The following is a 17,856-nucleotide window of genomic DNA, read 5'->3' as shown; positions in this document are numbered from 1 at the left end:
GCCGCTCGATCAGTTCGCAGGGGCGGGCGCACGCTGGCGCAGGCGCTCCAGCACATCCTCGGCGGTCGTCCGCAGCCGGGGGCCGAAGCCCTTGGCCGCCAGCTTTTCCGTGACGGAAACTGCGGCTGCGCCATCGAGCTCGTCGAGCGCAGTCTCCGCCGCCTCAGCCTCGACCTGGCGTTCGCGCAATCGCTTCAGCGTCTGCTCGGCTTCGGCCAGCGTCGCCTCATGGGCGGGACCGGGCTCGATCCGGCCCTGCCGCATCTGGCGCACGGCTTCCGAGGCACGGGCGAGGCGCCGGCCGCGATCGAGCTCGGCGATCCGCGCCTGAGCCTGAGCGACATGGCGGCGCAGGCGGAGGATTTCCGCAGCGAAAAGCGCCTGCGCGCTTGAAGCCGCCTCGCGATCAGCCTCCAGCGCCGCAATTGCCTCGGCGCCCTCCCGGGCGAGGCTTTCGTCGCCAGCGACCAATGCCGCTGCGACGCGGTTTTCCAGATCGGCGATGCGCGTGCTGCTTGAGGCGAGGCGTTCGGTCTCCTGCCGGTCCTGCGCGATTGCGATCGCCAGCGCTTTCTTGGCGCGCTCGAAGGCGCCGGCTGCGTCCCGCAATTGCTGGTCGAGGATCAGAAGGGCGTTGCGATCGGCGAAGCGCTCCTCGGCGACGGCGGCGCCGCCACGAACGAAGGTGAGAAACATCTTGAGCATTGGCTTTCCCCTGCTATGAACGTTGTTCATTAATGAATCGATAGCGCGTCTATGAACGTCGTTCAAGAATTATTTTGAACGACGTTCACAGTCAGGTGACAGACGACCAGGCGAGAACGCAGAGATGACCACCACGGCAGCGCGGCGCGACCGGCAGCGCGACCTTCTGATCGATGCGGCGGAGCGGGCCATCGCCGGGAAAGGCCTTGCGGGCCTGAAGGCGCGCGAGCTCGCGCAGGAGATCGGCTGCTCGCTCGGCGCGATCTACAATCTCGTCGCGGATATGGACGAGCTCGTGCTGCGGGTCGGCTCGCGCACCCTCGCCCGGCTTGACGCGGCGCTCAACGCCGCATCCCCACCCGTTTCGTCACAGGAACAGGCCACGGAAGCCCTCGTCGCGGTCGCCCTCGCCTACTCGGCTTTCGCCCGCGACAACCTGCAGCTATGGCGCGTGCTGTTCGAACACCGCATGGCTGAGGGCGCCGTGGTGCCCGACTGGGCCGTCTCGGAGCAGATGATGATGTTCCGGCACATTCTCCAGCCGCTGGGCACGCTGGTGCCGGATCGCAGCGCGGAGAACCGCAACCTCCTGGGCCGGACGCTGTTCTCGGCCGTCCACGGCGTCGTCGCGATCGGATTGGAGGAGAAGCTGATCGCCGTTCCCCGCCCCGAACTCGACCGCCAGATCGAGGGGCTGGTGCGACTGGCCTGCCGTGGCCTATCTGCCGCGAATTGAGGCCAAAGCCGTTAACCTGCGTTAACTTTCACGGAGCCCGGTGCAGCGCCCATCCTTGAAAGCACCAATGAAGTGCTTTATATAAACCACATGGTCAAGAAGCCTCAAACCACGATGGCGCTTCTGCTGGCGCCCAGCGACGAAGATCGCGAGGCGCTGAACGCCACCCTCGCCGCCTACCGGCAGGCCATGGCGATCCTCGACGGCACGACAGGCGCCAATCTCGTGGCGTTGCACGAGGAAGCCTATGAGGAGATCCGGGCGCGGACCGGCCTGCCCTCGCGCATGGCGACCTTGGCGCTGCGCGACCACAGCCGGCAACAGCCAAACGAGCCCACCGTCGAAATCCCGCTCGATTCCAAGCTTTTCGCCATCAAGGGCCCGGACAGCATCAGCATCGCCACCATCAACGGGCGGATTGTCGTCCCCTATTCGGTGGATGGCTATCGCGGCGGCTGGAACGACTTTGCCGAGGCGCGTCTGTCCTTCCAGGGATCGACGATCAGCGTCCTCGTCGCTGTCCAGGCCGGAATTCACACACACAGGGAGAGCACGATGTCCAACGAAGGAATCCTTGCCCGCCTCGGTCGCGTGATCGCCGGCGTCGTCAACAATGCGGTCGACGCCGCCGAAGGCGCCAACACCACCGCCGTCGCACAGCAGGCCGTGCGCGAGATCGAGAAGATCGCCGAGGAGGCCCGAGCCGCGCTCGGCGTCGCGGTTGCCGCCGGCCATCGTCTCAAGGCCAAGGCTGCCGATCTCGATGAGGAGATCCGCGACCTCGACCAGAAGATCAAGACGGGGCTGGAGAAGGGCCGCGAGGACCTTGCCCGTGCGGCGACCGGCGTCCAGATCGACCTCGAAGCACAGCGCACCGCGCTCGCCAAGGCCGTCACCGAGAATGCCGGCGAGATCGCGGAAGCCGAGGCCACATTGCGCAGCATCGCCTCGGCCCGCGCCGATGCGATGAAGCGGCTCGACGATGCCAGGCGCGCCGAACGTGCCGTCGCTGCGAGCGATCCCTCCACCCCCTCGCAGCGCAACGATCAGCGCCTCGCCGCGGCCCTTTCCGCCGTCGAGCGCGTCACCGGAGTTCCGGCCAAGCCGATGACGGGCGCGGCGGAGGTGGATGAGCTCGGCCGTATCCAGCGCGAGGATGCGATCGAAGCCAGGCTCAGGGCGTTCCGGGAAGGCCAGCGCTGATGAGCGACATCATCCAGCCGGGCACCGCGCCCTTCTGGGTGGCGCTGATGGTCGTGGCCGGGCTCGGCCTGATCGAGCTGGTCTCGGTCCTGATCGGCGCCTCGGCCTCTGGCCTGCTCGATGACGGGCTCGGCCATCACGGGCCGGGCGACCACGAAGCCGGCCTGCTCGGCGGCTGGATGTCCTGGCTCAATGCCGGCGGCGTGCCGATCCTGGTCCTGGCGGTGATCCTGCTCACCGCCTTCGCCGTCTTCGGCTTCGCGCTGCAGAGCCTGGCCGCGCATATCTTGCGGCCGCTGCCGCTCCTGATCGCCGTGCCAGCCGCCACGCTGGCGGCCGTGCCGGCGACGCGCTGGGCGAGCCGCGGCATCGCCAAGGTCATCCCGCGCGACGAGACCAATGCGTTGAGCCAGGCCGAGTTCATCGGCCTGATCGGCACCGTCACGATTGGCCCGCTCGACCAGGGCCATCCCGGCGCGGTTCGCGTGAAGGACCGGTACGACAATGTTCACATCCTGCGCGCCAGGGCGGCGCCGGGACATCTGATGGCAACGGGCACGCTGGTGCTGATCGTCGATGGAGCGGATGGCCTGTTCGAGGCCATTCCCGCTCCGGACAGCGTCGCAAACAGCGCCTCAACGGGGGTCTGAGACATGGATTTCTTCTCGCTCGGCATCATCGCCGCCAGCATTCTCGTCGCCATCGTGGTGATCGGCATCATCATGACGTCGCTCTACACGCGGGCGACGCGCGACAAGGCCTATGTCCGCACCGGCCTCGGCGGCAAGAAGGTCGTGCTCGACGGCGGCTCGGTCATCCTGCCGATCTTCCACTCCTATTCCTGGGTCTCGCTCAGCACGCTGCGCCTTGAAGTGAAGCGCGCCGAGAACGAGTCCCTGATCACCAAGGACCGGATGCGGGCGGATATCACCGCCGAGTTCTATGTCCGGGTGAAGCCGGATGCGGAGAACATCGCTCTCGCCGCACAGACGCTGGGCGACCGCACCAACGACGCCGATGCGCTGAAGGCGTTGGTCGAGGCCAAGTTCGTCGACGGCCTGCGCTCGGTCGCCGCCACCATGTCGCTGCGCGACCTGCAAGAACAGCGCGCCGAGTTCGTGAAATCGGTGCAGGCGGCGGTCGCGCATGACCTGCAGTCCAACGGCCTCGAGCTCGAATCGGTCTCGCTGACGCGGCTCGACCAGACCGACATCAAGCATTTCAACCCGAACAACACCTTCGACGCCGAAGGCCTGACGGCGCTCACCAAGATCACCGAGGAGCGCAAGCGCGAGCGCAACCAGATCGTCCGCGACAACGAGGTCGAGATCGCGACCAAGGACCGCGAGGCCTCGCTGCGCCGCCTGACGATCGAGCGCGAGCAGCGCGACGCCGAGCTCAGCCAGGAACGCGACATCGCCAACAAGACGGCCGAAACCCGCGCCGAGGCGGCCAAGGCCGAGCAGCTCGCCCGCCTCAACGAGGAGACGGCGCGGCTCGAAGCCGAGCGCGGCATCGCCGAACGCGATTCCGAGACGCGCCAGGCCCGTGAATCCGCCCGCATCGCCGCCGAGCGCGGCATTGCCGAGCGTGAGGCGGAAGCCCGCAAGATCACCGAGACCGCGCGTATCGAGGCGGCGATCGCCGTTGCCCAGAAGACCGAGGAGGAGCAGGCCGCCCGCGCCCGCGCCGACGAGGCCAAGGCTTCCGCCATCACCGCCGAAGAGCAGGTGACGACGGCCCGCGAAGTCGAGATCGCCGAGCGCGCCAAGCGCATCGCCGTGCTCGATGCGCGCCGCATCGCCGAGCAGGAAGCCACGGCGGTCACCGTCAAGGCCGAGGCCGAGCGCCAGGCGGCCGAGAACCTCGCGGCCGCGACCAAGATCGAAGCGGAGGCAGAGGCGGCAGCCGCCAAGATCCGTGCCGCCGGCGTGATCGAGCTCGGCGAGGCGCAGGCGCGCGCCGAGCGGGCCAAGAACGAGGCCCGCAACGCCCTGTCGCCGGCGATCATCGAGTTCGAGCTCAACAAGGCCCGCGTCGACATCGTGCCGGCGGCCTTGGCACAGGCGATGAAGCCGATCGAGAAGATCTCCGATATCCGCATCTTCAGTGCCGGCAATCTCGTCGGCGCGATGAATGGCGGTGCGGGCGGCGAGCAGGCGGGCGCGGTCCGCGATCTGTCGAGCCAGTTGCTCAGCTTCACCGCGCAGAAGCCGATCCTCGACGAGATTCTGAAGCAGGCCGGGTTCGAGGGCGCCGATCCGACGCAGGCGCTATTGGCCGCGTCCGTGGGCGGGGCGAGCAAGGCGCCCGCGCAGCCGGCGCCTGCGGCCGAGCCGAAGACGTAGAGCCAGGCTTCCATCAGAATATTCACGACGCCGGCCGCTCCCACGGCCGGCGTCTTGTTGATGGCCTGCGACCCCTCAGGTCTCGCTTTTGCCGAAGAGCTGCGACACCGCCAGCAGCAGCGACGTCATCACGATCATGATCGTCGAGATCGCGGCGATGGTCGGGTCGATCTGGTCGCGCAGCGCCAGGAACATCATCCGCGTCAGGGTCGCATTGTCGCCGCCGGAGACGAAAAGCGCGATCACGACCTCGTCGAAGGAGGTCAGGAAGGACAGCACCGCCGAGGTGACGAGGGCAAAGCCGATCTGCGGCGCCGTCACTTGCAGGAAGGCCTGCGTCCGTGTCGCGCCGAGGCTGCGCGCCACGCGCTCCTGATCGAGATCGAAGCTCTTCAGGGCCGAGCCGACGATCATCATCACGATCGGCACAGCGAGCATCGTATGCGCCAGAACGATGCCGAGGAAGGAATTGACCATCTTGAGCTGCACATAAGCGTAGAACAGCGCGATGCCGACGAGGATGACCGGCACGATCGTCGGCGTCAGCAGGGCGAGGATCGCAAGCCCTGCGAAGCGCAGGCGCGCGCTGTGCAGGCCATAGGCTGCGAGCGTTCCCATCGGCGTCGCCAGCAATGCCGTGCAGAAGCCCGCCTTGAACGAGGTCGCGGTCGCCGCCATCCAGCTCGACGAGGCAAAATAGGCCTCGTACCAGCGCAGCGACCATTCCCGCGGCGGGAATTCCAGATATTGCGATTGGGAGAAGGACATCGGAATGACGATCAGCGTGGGTATGGCTAGGAAGGCCAGCACCAGCGCGCCGACCGCATAGAGCCAGAGCCGCGCGCCGTGGCTGATCTGCGTGTCGCTGGCGGGACGGTCGAGCCAGCTCATCTCAGTGCCCCGCCCCGAACAGGCCGGCGCCGCGCGACAGCCGCGCCGCCAGCACGAGCACGACGAGCGTGATCACCAGCAGCACGACGCCGAGCGCACTCGCCGCGCCCCAGTTGAAGAACAATTCGATATCGTTGGCGATGCGGTTCGAGACCATCGTCACCTTGCCGCCGCCGAGCATGGCCGGCGTCACGTAGAAGCCCAGGCAGAGCACGAAGACGAGCGCGGCGCCGGCCGCGAGCCCCGGCAGCGAGAGCGGGAAGAACACGGACCAGAAACCGTGGACCGGCGTCGAGCCGAGGCTGGCGGCGGCGCGCAGCAGGTTGCGGTCGATCGCGCGCATCGTGCCGTAGAGCGGCAGCACCATGAAGGGCAGCATGATATGGACCATGCCGATCAGTGTGCCGCCCATGTTGTGGACGAGCTGCAAGGGCTCGCTCCAGAGGCCGAGCTTCATGCCCCATGTGTTGATGAGGCCACTGCGCTGCAGCAGCACGAGCCAGGCATAGGTGCGCACCAGCAGCGAGGTCCAGAACGGCAAGAGCACCGCGATCATGCAGAGATTGGCGGCCCGCCTTGGCAGTTGCGACAGGAAATAGGCCAGGGGATAGCCGAGCAGGATGCAGATCAGCGTGGTGACGAAGCTGATCTCGAAGGTGGTGCGGAAGGTCCGGCCATAGGAGGGCTCGGCCAGCATGCGCCGATAGTGTTCGAGGCTCAGCGCGCCATTGTCGTCGAGGAAGGACAGGCCGAAGAGCCAGCCGACCGGCACGAGCATGGTGACGGTGACGAGCAGGAGCGCCGGCGCCGCGAGGCTGGCCAGCCCCATGCGCTCGCGCCACTGGTCGCGCCGCAGGCCGGCGGCGTGATCGTCGCCGGCCGGACCGGCTGCATCGAGGGCGCTGACGGTCGTCACGGCGCGCCCCGCGCCTCGTCGGGCAGCAGCACGGTATCGGACACGGCAATGCCGATGCGGACAGGCGTACCCGGTGCGGGCGGCGGGCCCTCGCCACCGCGCGTCGTCAGGCGCAGCGCAACCGGGCTGCCGCCGTTCAAGACCGTCTGCAGCAGCAGCGTGTCGCCTTGGTAGACCGCGCCCGTCACGCGACCTTCGAAGCAGTTCATTCCCTCCCCTTCATCCGGCCCGAGCAGATGCAGGCGCTCCGGCCGCAGCACCATCGTGCAGCGCCCCTGCTGCGCTGGCAGATGGCTGGCGCGGATGGTCGAGCCCGCGGCGCGAGCGATGCCATTCGCGATCGCTACGTCGAGGAAGGAGGATTCGCCGATGAACTCGGCGACGAAACGGCTGCCGGGATCGTCATAGATCGCGCGCGGCGTATCGATGCGGGCGATGCGGCCGCGATCGAGGATGGCGACGCGGTCCGACATGGTCAGCGCCTCACGCTGGTCATGCGTGACATAGACGGTGGTGGTGCCCAGGCGCTCGTGGAGTTGGCGCAACTCGATCTGCATGCGCTCGCGCAATTGCTTGTCCAGCGCCGAGAGCGGCTCGTCCATCAGGATGATGCGCGGCTCGAAGACGATGGCGCGGGCGAGCGCGACGCGCTGGCGCTGGCCGCCGGAGAGCTGATCGATGCGGCGGCTGCCGAAGCCACCGAGCTGGAACATCTCCAGCGCGGCCTCCACCCGCTGGGCGGTCTCGGCCGCCGGTACGCGCCGCAACCGCAGGGGAAAGCCGACATTGCGGGCGACATCCATATGCGGAAACAGCGCGTAGTTCTGGAAGACCATGCCGATCTCGCGCTTGTGCGGCGCGAGGCGGACGACCTCGCGCTCGCCGAAGCGGATCGAGCCTTTGTCGGGCCTGAGAAAACCGGCGATCGCCATCAAGAGCGTCGTCTTGCCCGAGCCGGAAGGGCCGAGCAGGGTCAGGAACTCGCCCGGCCGGACATCGAGATCGATCTCGTCCAGCACGGGCACCGCGCCATAGGCCTTGCTCAGCCGCCGGACTGCGATGGCTAAGGCCGTCGCGGAATCCGAGGCCGAAGCAGCCGCATCGCGCGGCCGCTCGTGATCGCCGGCCTGCCTCATTCGGTCAGCATGTTCTGGTAGGCGGAGGAGGCCAGGGCCTCGTACTTGATGTACCAGTCGAGGTCGATCGTCAGCTGCTTGCCGGCATTGTCGGGATGGGACGGCAAGGTCTTGGCATAGGCCGCATCGATTGCGCCGCCCTCATAGGCCTTCTTGTTGGTCGGGCCGTAGGTGATGTATTTCGTGAACTCGGCCTGGTATTGCGGCTTGCTGATCTCGGCGAGGAACTTCATCGCCAGATCCTTGTTCGGCGCGCCCTTGGCGATCGCGAAGCAGTCATAGTCGAGCAGGCCCTGGTTGAAGGTATAGGCGACCTTGGCACCGTCCTTGGCGGCGACGTCGAACCGGCCGTTCCAGCCGGTGATCATGTCGACCTCGCCATCCTTCATGAGCTGGGCGTGCTGCGCGCCCGAGCTCCACCAGACCGCGATATGCGGCTTCAATTCACGGATCTTCTTGATCGCGCGCTCGATGCCGCCGGGCTGCGAGAGCACCTCGTAGACCTTGTTGGCGGGAACGCCGTCGGCCATCAGGGCCGGCTCCAGCGCGCCGGCCACGCCCTTGCGATAGGAGCGCTTGCCGGGAAACTTCTTCACGTCCCAGAAATCGGCCCAGCTCTGCGGACCGTTCTGGCCATAGGTCTTGGTGTTCCAGGCGAGCACGGTCGAGAAAACGTCGCCGCCGACGCAATAATCCTGCGCCGTGCCGGGCAGGAAGTTCGAGGTGTCGATCACCTTGTAGTCGAGCTTCTCCAGGATGCCTTCGGCACCGGCGCGGGCCGCGCTGCCCGAGCCGCTGGCGACCACGTCCCAGGTCACCGCGCCGGCCTTCACCTTGAGGCGCAGGTCCGCGATGCTGGTATAGGTCTCCTCCTTGATCTTGATGCCCAGGGCCTTGGCGGCGGGCTGGAAGAGTGCCTTGCTCTGGCCCTCCTGATAGGAGCCGCCGAAGGAGACGACGGTCAATTCCTGCGCTAGGGCGGGCGCAGCGCTCGACAGGCCAAGGCCCAGGACGAGGGCAAGGGCCGTTCTCGTCGGCGTGATCGGCTGGTGCGACATGTCTCTGTTCTCCCCGTTTGAACGATGCGTTCCCCAAAGATGAGCGCGCGGTTCGCCGATCAACGGCATCCGCACGTCTCGCCTCATGCAGGGTCCGGCGAAATTGGTCTGGCCATAAGGTCCACTCTGAGAATTCGGGACGACCACTTAGCGCGCGAGACGATCGCGCCAGCTGTAGTAGAGGACCGACGGCGCGAGGAACCAGGGATTGCCGCTGTAGAAGGGCCGGGTCTGGAAGGGCAGCCCGTCGAAAGCCGTCTTGCCCTCGGCGAGGCCGAGCACCTGCTGACCGAGGCGCATGCCGAGATAGCTCGCCATGCCGACGCCGGAGCCGCAATAGCCCATGGCGTAGTGCATGCCCTCATGGCGGCCGATATGCATCAGTTCATCGAAGCTGTAGGCTACGAAGCCGCACCAGGAATGGCTGATCTTGCGGCCTGCGAGTTCCGGGAAGATCCGGCTCATCGCGCCATGCAGCAGCGGGCCGCTGCGGCGCGGATCGATCTCGCTGAGGGATACGCGGCCACCGAACAGGATGTGCCGCCGGTCGGGCGAAGCGCGGTAGTAGTAGACCACCTTGCGGGTGTCGCTGACGATGCGGTTTTTCGGGATCAGTTTGTCGACCAGTTCCGGCTCCAGCGCCTCGGTCGCGATGACATAGCTGCCGATCGGGATGACACGGCGCCGCAGCCAGCCGGTCAGCGGCCCCGTATAGCCGTTGGTGGCGATGACGACCTCGCGGGTGCGGATCGTGCCGCGCGGCGTCTGGACGAGGAAATCCTGCCCGATGCGCTCGATCCCCGTCGCCGGGCAATGCGGGACGAGTTCGGCGCCGGCCGCGACGACGCGCTGTAACAGGCCCTGATGGTAGCGGGCCGGATTGATCGAGGCATGGCTCTCGTAGACGACGCCGCCATGGTAGAGATCGGAGCCGATCTCGCTGCGCTGCTCGGCGCGCGGCACGACATGGCAGGCGACCTCCAGCCCCTTCGGCTGCGTGCCGACGCTGCGGGCCAGTTCTTCGTATCGGCCGGGCGCATGGGCCGCATGGAAGCGGCCGACGACGCCGAAATCGCAATCGATCTGCTCGTCGCGGACGAAATCGCCGATATAGCGCAGCGAGTTCCGGCCCTCCTGCATGATCGCGAAGGCGCGCTCTCGGCCATGGCGGCGGGCGAGTTCGTCGAAGCCCGGCTTCACGCTGGTCGAGATCTGGCCGCCATTGCGGGTGCTGCAGCCGAAGCCCGCCGCCTCGGCATCGAGGACGACGGTGTGGCGCCCGCCGCGCGCCGTCTGGAGCGCCGCCTGCAGGCCGGTATAGCCGGAGCCGACAATGACGACCTCGGCCTGCGCAGGCGGGTCAACGCGCGGCAGGTCCGGCCGGGGCACCTCGTCCCACCAATAGGGCGCGGCCTTGAAATCACTGGCGAACAGATCGCTCGGCATCGTCTTCGTCATCCCCCCGGATCAGATTCGCGCCACCACACTCTTGAGCTTGCAGTAGGAGCGCAAGCCCGCCATGCCCTTGGCGCGGCCGAAACCGGATTTGCGGTTGCCGCCGAAGGGCATCGCGATGCCGCCGGCAAAGAACTCGTTGATATAGACCTGCCCCGCATCGACGGCCCGCGCAAAGCGCCAGGCCTTGGCGTGATCGCGCGTGTAGATGCCAGCGACGAGCGCGTAGGCGGTGGCATTCGCCGCCGCGACCGCCGCCTCGAAATCGGCGACGACCTGCACCGTCAGCACCGGGCCGAAGATTTCCTCCTGCACCAACGGGTCGTCCGGACCATCAGCCAGCACGATGGTCGGCTGGTAGAACCAGCCGCCGCCGCAATCCTCTGGCGGGACGATCGCGCCACCGGTCAGGATGCGATTGCCGGCGGCGCGGGCGCGGTCGACATGGGCCGCAACGCGCGCGAGCTGTGTCGGCGAATTGATCGGCCCGATGCCGGTATCGCTGAGGCCATGGCCGGGCTGTAGCCCGTGTGCGCTGGCGACGAGACGCTTCAGCAGCGGCTCGGCAATCGCCTCCTCAACGATCAGGCGCGAGCCGGCCGAGCAGATCTGCCCGGCATTCTCGAAGATCGCTTCCATAATACCAGCTACGGCCGCGTCGAGATCGCAATCGGCGAGCACGACGAGGGGGGACTTGCCGCCGAGCTCCAGCACGAGCCGGGTGACGTGCTCGGCCGCCGCGCGCATCACGCGCTGTCCGGTCGCGAGCGAGCCGGTGAAGGTGATGTGGTCGATGCCGGGATGGGCGACCAGCGCCGCGCCAGCCTCGGCACCGGTGCCGGCGACGACATTGAGCACGCCTGCGGGCAGGCCGGCTTCATGCAGCAGTTCCGCCAGCATGAGTGTCGTGAAGGGCGTCTGCTCGGCCGGCTTGATGACCAGCGTGCAGCCGGCGGCGAGGGCCGGCGCGATGCCGCGCGCCGCCGTCGAGAGCGGGTAGTTCCACGGCACGATCTGGGCCGCGACGCCGACCGGCTCCTCGATCGTCAAGCCGATGTGGTCGGGGCCGAGCGGCATGCTGTCGCCATGCAGCTTGTCGGCCGCGCCGGCATAATAGGCGAAGGCCTTCACGACGCCACCGACATCGCCCTCCGCTTCCGCGAGGCGCTTGCCGGAATCGAGGGTCTCGACCACGGCGAAACGAGCCGCGCGCTCGGCGATCAGGCGGCTCGCCCGCATCAGGATCTCGCCGCGCGCGGCCGGGCTCAGGCGCGACCATGGGCCGGACAAGGCGGCACGGGCGGCTGCGACCGCGCGATCGATATCCGCGCCGTCACCGGCCGCGACCGTGGCGAAGGCCTTGCCCCGGCCGGGATCGAAGCTCTCCATGCACCGTCCGGACGCGGACTCGACGAAGCGCCCGTCGATGAAATGCCCGCCCGGCAGGCCGGCGAGCGTTCCCGTCCGCAAGGCTTCGGCGACAAGCTCGGCGCGGTCCACGATCACGCGCCGATCTCCGTGACCTGATAGGCGGCCTTGGCGAGCCAGGACGGCTCGATCTCGACACCCCAGCCCGGCCCGTCGGGGATCGCGACCATACCGTCGCGCGCCTGCGGCGGGTTGCGCAGCAGGCCCTGCTCCCATGGATAATAATCAGGCCCCTCGATCGAGAATTCGACATAGGGGCCGGCATTGGCGAGCGCGCCCATGATGTGCAGCGTGAACACGGTCACCAGCGACTGGTTGGCCGAATGCGGCGTCACCGGCAGGCCGGCGGCCTCTGCCCAGCGCGCGACTTTCAGCAGGCGCCCGACGCCACCGATATAGCAGACATCCGGCTGCACGACGTCAACCACGCGGCCATCGATCATGGCGCGCCAGACGGCGAGGTCGCAGTCCTGTTCACCGCCGGTCACGTCGAGATCGAGCGCCTCGCGGACCTCGCGCGTCCAGGCATGCTCCCAATAAGGACAGGGCTCCTCGAAATGGACGATGCCGTGATCCTGCAACATCCTGCCGACCGCGATGGCCTTGGCCGGCGAATAGGCGCTGTTGCCATCGACGAGCAGCGTCGCCTCAGGGCCGAGCGCCCGCCTGATCTGCGGCACGATCGCCTCCGTTCGGCCCGGCCATTCGTCGATGTCACGGCCGCATTCGCGCCCGACGCGGAACTTGAAGGCGCTATAGCCGTGAGCGTCACGCAGGCGCAGGAAACGCTCGGCTTCCGCCTCTGGCGTGATCTCGCCGCGCTTCATGCTGGAGGCATAGACCGGGAAGGGCCGCGGCGAGCCGCCGAGCAATTCGCAGACGCTTTTCTTTTCGATCCGCCCGCGCAGGTCCCACAGCGCCGTGTCGAGCCCGGTCATGGCGCGGCAGAGATAGGAGCCGGGGAATTTGTGCTCGCGCTCGCCGATCGTCGCGATCAGTTCGTCGATGGCTAAGGCGTTCTCACTGAGCGCCCAGCGCGCGACCTGCCGGTGAAAAACGGTCGCGGTGATGTCGGCGTTATAGGGCGAGAACTGGCCCCAGCCCTGGCTGCCATCCTCGCACGTGGCGCGGACGAAGCCGACGTCCTGCGTCGAGAAGCTTTCGAGCCGGGTGATCTTCATCGCTGCCGCTATCCGTTTCGGGAGCGCCACCCGACAGAACCGCGGGCAGCTTCGGCGCAAGAAGGGGCTTGAATTGGCCTGATCCCAAGGTCCATTCTCACCAAATCGACAGTCCACTCTCCCTCAAGGCATCATGGTCAAACGCGAGGAAGGCGCCCTGCTCCAGTCGATCGTGCTGGATCGCGAGGGCGAGCATGGGCTCAGCGTCCAGATCTGCGCGGGCCTGCGCGAGTTGATCCTCGGGGGCACGCTCAAGGTCGGCGAGCGCCTGCCGGCGACGCGGACATTGGCGCAGGAATTCAAGGTCGCCCGCACCACCATCGTCGAGAGCTTCGAGCGGCTTGCGGCGGAAGGGCTGATCGAGACACGGGTCGGCTCCGGCACCTATATCAGCCAGGCGCTGGCGAATGAGCGGCCGGCGCCGGCTGCCGCGGCCACCGCCGCACCAACGGCGCGGGTCAAGCTGGCGCAGGCGATGAACACGGCGTCAAAGCTGTTCGGCACGCGCCTGCCGCACCAACCCCGCGCCTTCACCACGGCGATGCCGGCCTTCGATGCCTTCCCGATGGCACAGTGGGCCAGGCTCTCGGGCAAGCACTGGCGCAAGCCGCGCCATCAGGTGCTCGGCTATCCCGACCCGCATGGCGAGCGGGCGCTGCGCCAGGCCATTGCCGCGCATCTCAGGCTCAATCGCGGCATCGCCTGCGAATGGCAGCAGGTCTTCGTGGTGGCCGGCGCGCAGCAGGCCTTCCAGCTCATCGCCGCGACGTTGCTCGACCCCGGCGACAAGGTCTGGTTCGAGGATCCCGGCGCGATCGGCGCGCGCAACAGCATGATCCAGTCGGGCGTCGACATCGTGCCGGTCCCGGTGGACGAGGCCGGGCTCGTGGTCGAAGAAGGCCTGCGCCGCGCGCCCGAATTCCGGCTCGCTTTCGTGACGCCGGCGCACCAGCAGCCGCTCGGCGCCAAGATGAGCCTGGAGCGCCGGCTCGCTTTGCTGGAGGCGGCCGAGGCCAGCGGCGCCTGGATCATCGAGGACGATTGGGACGGCGAATTCTGCTTCCAGGGCGCACCGATGGCGACGCTGACCAGCATCGATCGCAGCGGTCGGGTCATCTATGTCGGGACCTTCTCGAAGACGCTGTTCCCGTCGCTGCGGTTGGGCTTTCTCGTCGCGCCGCCGCATCTGGTCGAGCAGATCGGCATCTGCCTCGAAGCCTTTTCGCCGGGTGTGCCGACGGCGTTGCAGGGGATCGTCGCCGATTTCATCGTCGAGGGGCATTTCGCGACGCATGTCCGCCGCATGCGCAAGCTCTACCAGGAGCGTTATCAGGCACTGGAGGATGCGGCGCGGGAGCATCTGGCGCCTGATCTGGAGGTGGTTCCGACCCAGACCGGCATGCACACCATCGCCTATCTCCGCGACGGGCTCGATGCCGTCGCGCTGACGCAGGCGGCAGCAAGGCGCGGCGTCACAGTCGCGCCGATCAGCCGCTTCTGCCTCGAACCCATCGCGCGGGACGGGCTCGTGCTTGGCTTCAGCGGCTTCACGCCGGCTGAGATCAAGACCGGCGTGCTCGATCTGCGCCGCGCCGTCGACGACCTCATGGCGAGCGGCGAATGGACTGGCGCTTCGGCGGGAATGGCCCTTAGCGGGAAGCCCAATTCTCCCTAGAACTCGTGGTGGGCTGGCTGGGTGAGAGCATCTTGAGCGAATGGGACGTGATCATCGTCGGCGCTGGTTCGGCCGGCTGCGTGCTGGCCGGGCGGCTTGCCGAAGCGGGCCAAGGCTCGATCCTTGTGATCGAGGCCGGGCCGCGCGATCTCAGCCCCTGGGTGCATCTGCCGATCGGTTACGGCAAGACCTTCTACCATCGCCGCATGAACTGGATGTACCGGACCACGCCGCAAGCCGAGCTGGACGGGCGGGAAATCTACCAGCCGCGCGGCAAGGTCGTCGGCGGCTCCAGTGCGATCAACGCGATGGTCTATGCCCGTGGCCAGGCCGAGGATTTCGACGAGTGGCAGCGGCTCGGCAATCCCGGTTGGGGCTGGGCCGAGGTGCTAGCCGCCTACAGGCGCATGGAGGACCACGCACTGGGCGCGTCCCTCTGGCATGGCGCTGGGGGGCCTCTCCATGTCGAGAACGTCGCCGCTGAAGTCCATCCGCTGACGCCGCTTTTCGTCCGGGCGGCCGGCGAAGCAGGCCTGCGCTTCAATCCGGACCTGAACGGCGCGACCAGCGAGGGCGCCGGCTTCTACCAGATCACCACGCGCGGCGGGCGACGCGAGTCAGCGGCCCGAGCCTTCCTGCATCCGGCCCGGCGGCGCGGGCGCGTGAAGCTCGAAACCGACATGCAGGTCACGCGCATTCTGTTCGACGGGCGGCGCGCGATCGGCGTCGAGGCGAAGCGCGGTGGCGAGACCTTACGTTTTCGCGCCCGGAGGGAGGTCGTCCTGTCCGGCGGGGCCTTCAACACACCGCAATTGCTCCAGCTCTCCGGCATCGGCCCGGCGGGGCTCCTGTCGAAGCACGGCATCGCGCCGCTGCTCAACCTCCCCGCCGTCGGGCAGAACCTGCAGGACCATCTCTGCTACGATCATGTCTACCGTTCGAAGCGACCGAGCCTGAACGATGCGCTGCTGTCCTGGCCCGCCCGTATCGGCATGGCCGCGAATTATCTGATGCGCCGCCGCGGGCCGCTTGCGCTCAGCGTCAACCAGGGCGGCGGTTTCTACCGCACAAGGCCCGAACTGACGCGGCCGGATATGCAGCTCTATTTCTCGCCCTTGAGCTATGAACGCGCCGTGCCCGGCGTACGCGCCCTGATGAAGCCCGATCCGTTCCCCGGCTTCAGCCTGAGCGTCTCGCCCTGCCGCCCGCTCAGCCGTGGCCATGTCGCGATCCGCTCGCCCGATCCGCTTGTCGCGCCGGGGATCGCGCCGAACTACCTCTCCGAGCCCGAGGACCTCCGCATCCTGCTGGAGGGCGCGCGCTTCCTGCACCGCTTGGCCGCAACGCCGACGCTCTCCGCCGTGATCGATGCCGCAATCCGGCCGGGGCCGGAAGCCGTCAACGATGCGGCCAATGTCGCCGCGATCCGGGCAAATGCCTATTCCGTCTTCCACCCTTGCGGGACCTGCCGGATGGGGCCTGACGCCAGCGACGCCGTCGTCGACGCCACATTGCGGGTGCACGGGATCGAGCACTTGCGCGTCGTCGATGCCTCGATTTTCCCGACGATACCCTCTGGCAACATCAACGCCCCGGCCATGATGGTCGGAGAGCGCGCCGCGGAATTGATGGCCGGCGGGTGAAGCCAAATCTCTTTGAATATTCAGGCGGCAGGATGCGAGCCGGCTATTCCGCCGGGCGCATTCCCGTGTGAAGATCGCGCATCGGAGATGGATGATCGGCATGACGCAAGCCTACACGCTCGACGCCCTGAGAGAGGACGTCACCGCCGGTCGCATCGATACCGTGCTCGCCTGTCTCGTCGACATGCAGGGGCGCCTGATGGGCAAGCGCTTCCATGCCGCTTTCTTCCTGGAGAGCGGGCATCACGAGACCCATAGCTGCAACTACCTGCTCGCCACCGACATGGAGATGGAAACCGTAGCCGGCTATGCGGCGACGAGCTGGGCCGCCGGCTATGGCGACTATACGATGAAGCCGGACCTTTCGACCTTGTGCCGCGTGCCCTGGCTCGAAGGAACGGCGCTCGTGCTCTGCGACGTGATGGACCATCACGGCCATGACATCCCGCATTCGCCGCGCGCCGTGCTGAAGAAGCAGGTCAAGCGGCTCGAGGCGATGGGGCTCAAGGCCTATATGGCGACCGAGCTCGAATTCTTCCTGTTCGACCAGAGCTACGAGAACGCCTGCGCCAGCGGCTATCGCGACCTCAAGACCGCGAGCAGCTACAACGAGGACTACCACATCTTCCAGACCACCAAGGAAGAGGCGGTGATGCGCGCGATCCGCAACGGATTGCAGGGCGCCGGCATCCCGGTCGAGAACTCCAAGGGCGAGGCTTCGGCCGGGCAGGAAGAGATCAATGTCCGCTATGCCGACGCGCTGACCATGGCGGACCGGCACGCGATCATCAAGAACGCCTGCAAGGAGATCGCCTGGGCGCAGGGCAAGTCGATCACCTTCCTCGCGAAATGGAGCAATGCGCATGCCGGCTCCTCCTCGCATATCCACCAGTCGCTCTGGAGCGCCGACGGCAAGACCCCGCATTTCCTCGAAGCGCAGGCAAAACACGGCATGTCGCCGCTGATGCGGAACTATGTGGCGGGGCTTCTCGCCCATGCCTCCGACATCACCGGCTTCCTCGCGCCCTATATCAATTCCTACAAGCGCTTCGTCGCCGGCACTTTCGCACCGACCAAGGCGATCTGGAGCGCCGACAACCGCACCGCCGGCTACCGGCTCTGCGGCGCTGGCACCAAGGGCATCCGCATCGAATGCCGGGTCGGCGGCTCGGACCTCAATCCCTATCTCGCCATGGCGGCTCTGCTCGCCGCCGGCATCGACGGCATCGAGAAGAAGATGGAGCTGGAGGAGGCCTTCGTCGGCGATGCCTATGGCGGCCGGGATATCCGCGAGATCCCGAAGACCCTGCGTGACGCGACCGTGGCGCTGAAGGGCTCGGCCATGCTGCGCAAGGCCTTCGGCGACGACGTCATCGACCACTACGTCCGCGCCGCCGAATGGGAGCAGGAGGAGTACGATCGCCGGATCACCGATTGGGAAGTGAAGCGCGGTTTTGAACGCGCCTGACCCGGCTCCCTCC

At 67.4% G+C, this 17,856-nt stretch carries 15 protein-coding genes; 7 read left to right on the top strand and 8 right to left on the bottom strand.

Translation table 11 applies throughout. From position 1 onward, the window contains the following. Nucleotides 1-9: 9 nt before the first annotated feature. Nucleotides 10-705 carry a PspA/IM30 family protein gene (locus tag ASE61_RS08420; protein ID WP_061966448.1) on the bottom strand — a complete coding sequence of 232 codons (696 nt, stop codon included), beginning with the start codon at nucleotides 703-705 and terminating at the stop codon, nucleotides 10-12. 124 nt (nucleotides 706-829) lie between these two features. Here ASE61_RS08420 and ASE61_RS08415 point away from each other — a divergent pair, with 124 nt between their 5' ends. The 4 genes from ASE61_RS08415 to ASE61_RS08400 all read left to right on the top strand — a co-directional run bounded on the left by ASE61_RS08415 (nucleotide 830) and on the right by ASE61_RS08400 (nucleotide 4,992). Then, the gene (locus ASE61_RS08415) at nucleotides 830-1,441 is read left to right on the top strand and encodes a TetR/AcrR family transcriptional regulator (RefSeq protein WP_061966447.1); all 612 of its coding nucleotides are present in this window, start codon (nucleotides 830-832) and stop codon (nucleotides 1,439-1,441) included. Nucleotides 1,442-1,555: 114 nt separating this feature from the next. Then, nucleotides 1,556-2,644: a PspA/IM30 family protein gene (locus tag ASE61_RS08410; protein ID WP_162260082.1), complete on the top strand. Its 1,089-nt coding sequence runs from the start codon at nucleotides 1,556-1,558 to the stop codon at nucleotides 2,642-2,644. After that, complete coding sequence (locus tag ASE61_RS08405) at nucleotides 2,644-3,294, top strand: OB-fold-containig protein (protein WP_061966445.1); 651 nt, start codon at nucleotides 2,644-2,646, stop codon at nucleotides 3,292-3,294. Before ASE61_RS08410 ends, ASE61_RS08405 begins: the two co-directional genes overlap by 1 nt. Before the next feature lie 3 nt (nucleotides 3,295-3,297). Next, complete coding sequence (locus ASE61_RS08400) at nucleotides 3,298-4,992, top strand: flotillin family protein (protein WP_061966444.1); 1,695 nt, start codon at nucleotides 3,298-3,300, stop codon at nucleotides 4,990-4,992. Between the two features lie 75 nt (nucleotides 4,993-5,067). On the opposite strand, the gene ASE61_RS08395 is transcribed toward ASE61_RS08400, so the two are convergent. The 7 genes from ASE61_RS08395 to ASE61_RS08365 form a co-directional block, all read right to left on the bottom strand. Further along, nucleotides 5,068-5,883 carry an ABC transporter permease gene (locus ASE61_RS08395; protein ID WP_061966443.1) on the bottom strand — a complete coding sequence of 272 codons (816 nt, stop codon included), beginning with the start codon at nucleotides 5,881-5,883 and terminating at the stop codon, nucleotides 5,068-5,070. A gap of 1 nt (nucleotide 5,884) precedes the next feature. Next, complete coding sequence (locus ASE61_RS08390) at nucleotides 5,885-6,799, bottom strand: ABC transporter permease (protein ID WP_061966442.1); 915 nt, start codon at nucleotides 6,797-6,799, stop codon at nucleotides 5,885-5,887. After that, nucleotides 6,796-7,935 carry an ABC transporter ATP-binding protein gene (locus ASE61_RS08385; RefSeq protein WP_061966441.1) on the bottom strand — a complete coding sequence of 380 codons (1,140 nt, stop codon included), beginning with the start codon at nucleotides 7,933-7,935 and terminating at the stop codon, nucleotides 6,796-6,798. Before ASE61_RS08385 ends, ASE61_RS08390 begins: the two co-directional genes overlap by 4 nt. Further along, on the bottom strand, nucleotides 7,932-8,993 hold the full coding sequence (locus ASE61_RS08380) for an ABC transporter substrate-binding protein (RefSeq protein WP_061966440.1): 1,062 nt from the start codon (nucleotides 8,991-8,993) through the stop codon (nucleotides 7,932-7,934). The genes ASE61_RS08385 and ASE61_RS08380 overlap by 4 nt, the downstream gene beginning before the upstream one ends. Before the next feature lie 147 nt (nucleotides 8,994-9,140). Continuing rightward, entirely contained in the window at nucleotides 9,141-10,451 is a 1,311-nt protein-coding gene (locus tag ASE61_RS08375; protein WP_061966439.1) for an NAD(P)/FAD-dependent oxidoreductase, read from the bottom strand. Between the two features lie 9 nt (nucleotides 10,452-10,460). After that, nucleotides 10,461-11,954 (bottom strand): aldehyde dehydrogenase family protein, encoded by a 1,494-nt coding sequence (locus tag ASE61_RS08370; protein ID WP_082617307.1) that lies wholly within the window; start codon nucleotides 11,952-11,954, stop codon nucleotides 10,461-10,463. Continuing rightward, complete coding sequence (locus tag ASE61_RS08365) at nucleotides 11,951-13,057, bottom strand: mandelate racemase/muconate lactonizing enzyme family protein (RefSeq protein WP_061966438.1); 1,107 nt, start codon at nucleotides 13,055-13,057, stop codon at nucleotides 11,951-11,953. The genes ASE61_RS08370 and ASE61_RS08365 overlap by 4 nt, the downstream gene beginning before the upstream one ends. Nucleotides 13,058-13,190: 133 nt before the next feature. Here ASE61_RS08365 and ASE61_RS08360 point away from each other — a divergent pair, with 133 nt between their 5' ends. The 3 genes from ASE61_RS08360 (at nucleotide 13,191) to ASE61_RS08350 (ending at nucleotide 17,843) form a co-directional block, all read left to right on the top strand. Next, nucleotides 13,191-14,732, top strand: a complete 1,542-nt coding sequence (locus ASE61_RS08360) for a PLP-dependent aminotransferase family protein (protein ID WP_082617306.1) — start codon at nucleotides 13,191-13,193, stop codon at nucleotides 14,730-14,732. A 32-nt stretch (nucleotides 14,733-14,764) separates the two neighbouring features. Further along, nucleotides 14,765-16,375: a GMC family oxidoreductase gene (locus ASE61_RS08355; protein ID WP_061966480.1), complete on the top strand. Its 1,611-nt coding sequence runs from the start codon at nucleotides 14,765-14,767 to the stop codon at nucleotides 16,373-16,375. 100 nt (nucleotides 16,376-16,475) lie between these two features. Further along, nucleotides 16,476-17,843, top strand: coding sequence for a glutamine synthetase family protein (locus ASE61_RS08350; RefSeq protein WP_061966479.1), 1,368 nt, complete (start codon nucleotides 16,476-16,478; stop codon nucleotides 17,841-17,843). Nucleotides 17,844-17,856: the final 13 nt, after the last annotated feature.

The organism is Allobosea sp. Root670, from assembly GCF_001429415.1.
GTDB classification, from domain to species: Bacteria; Pseudomonadota; Alphaproteobacteria; order Rhizobiales; family Beijerinckiaceae; genus Allobosea; species Allobosea robiniae.
This window is presented reverse-complemented; position numbering and strand designations above follow the sequence as displayed.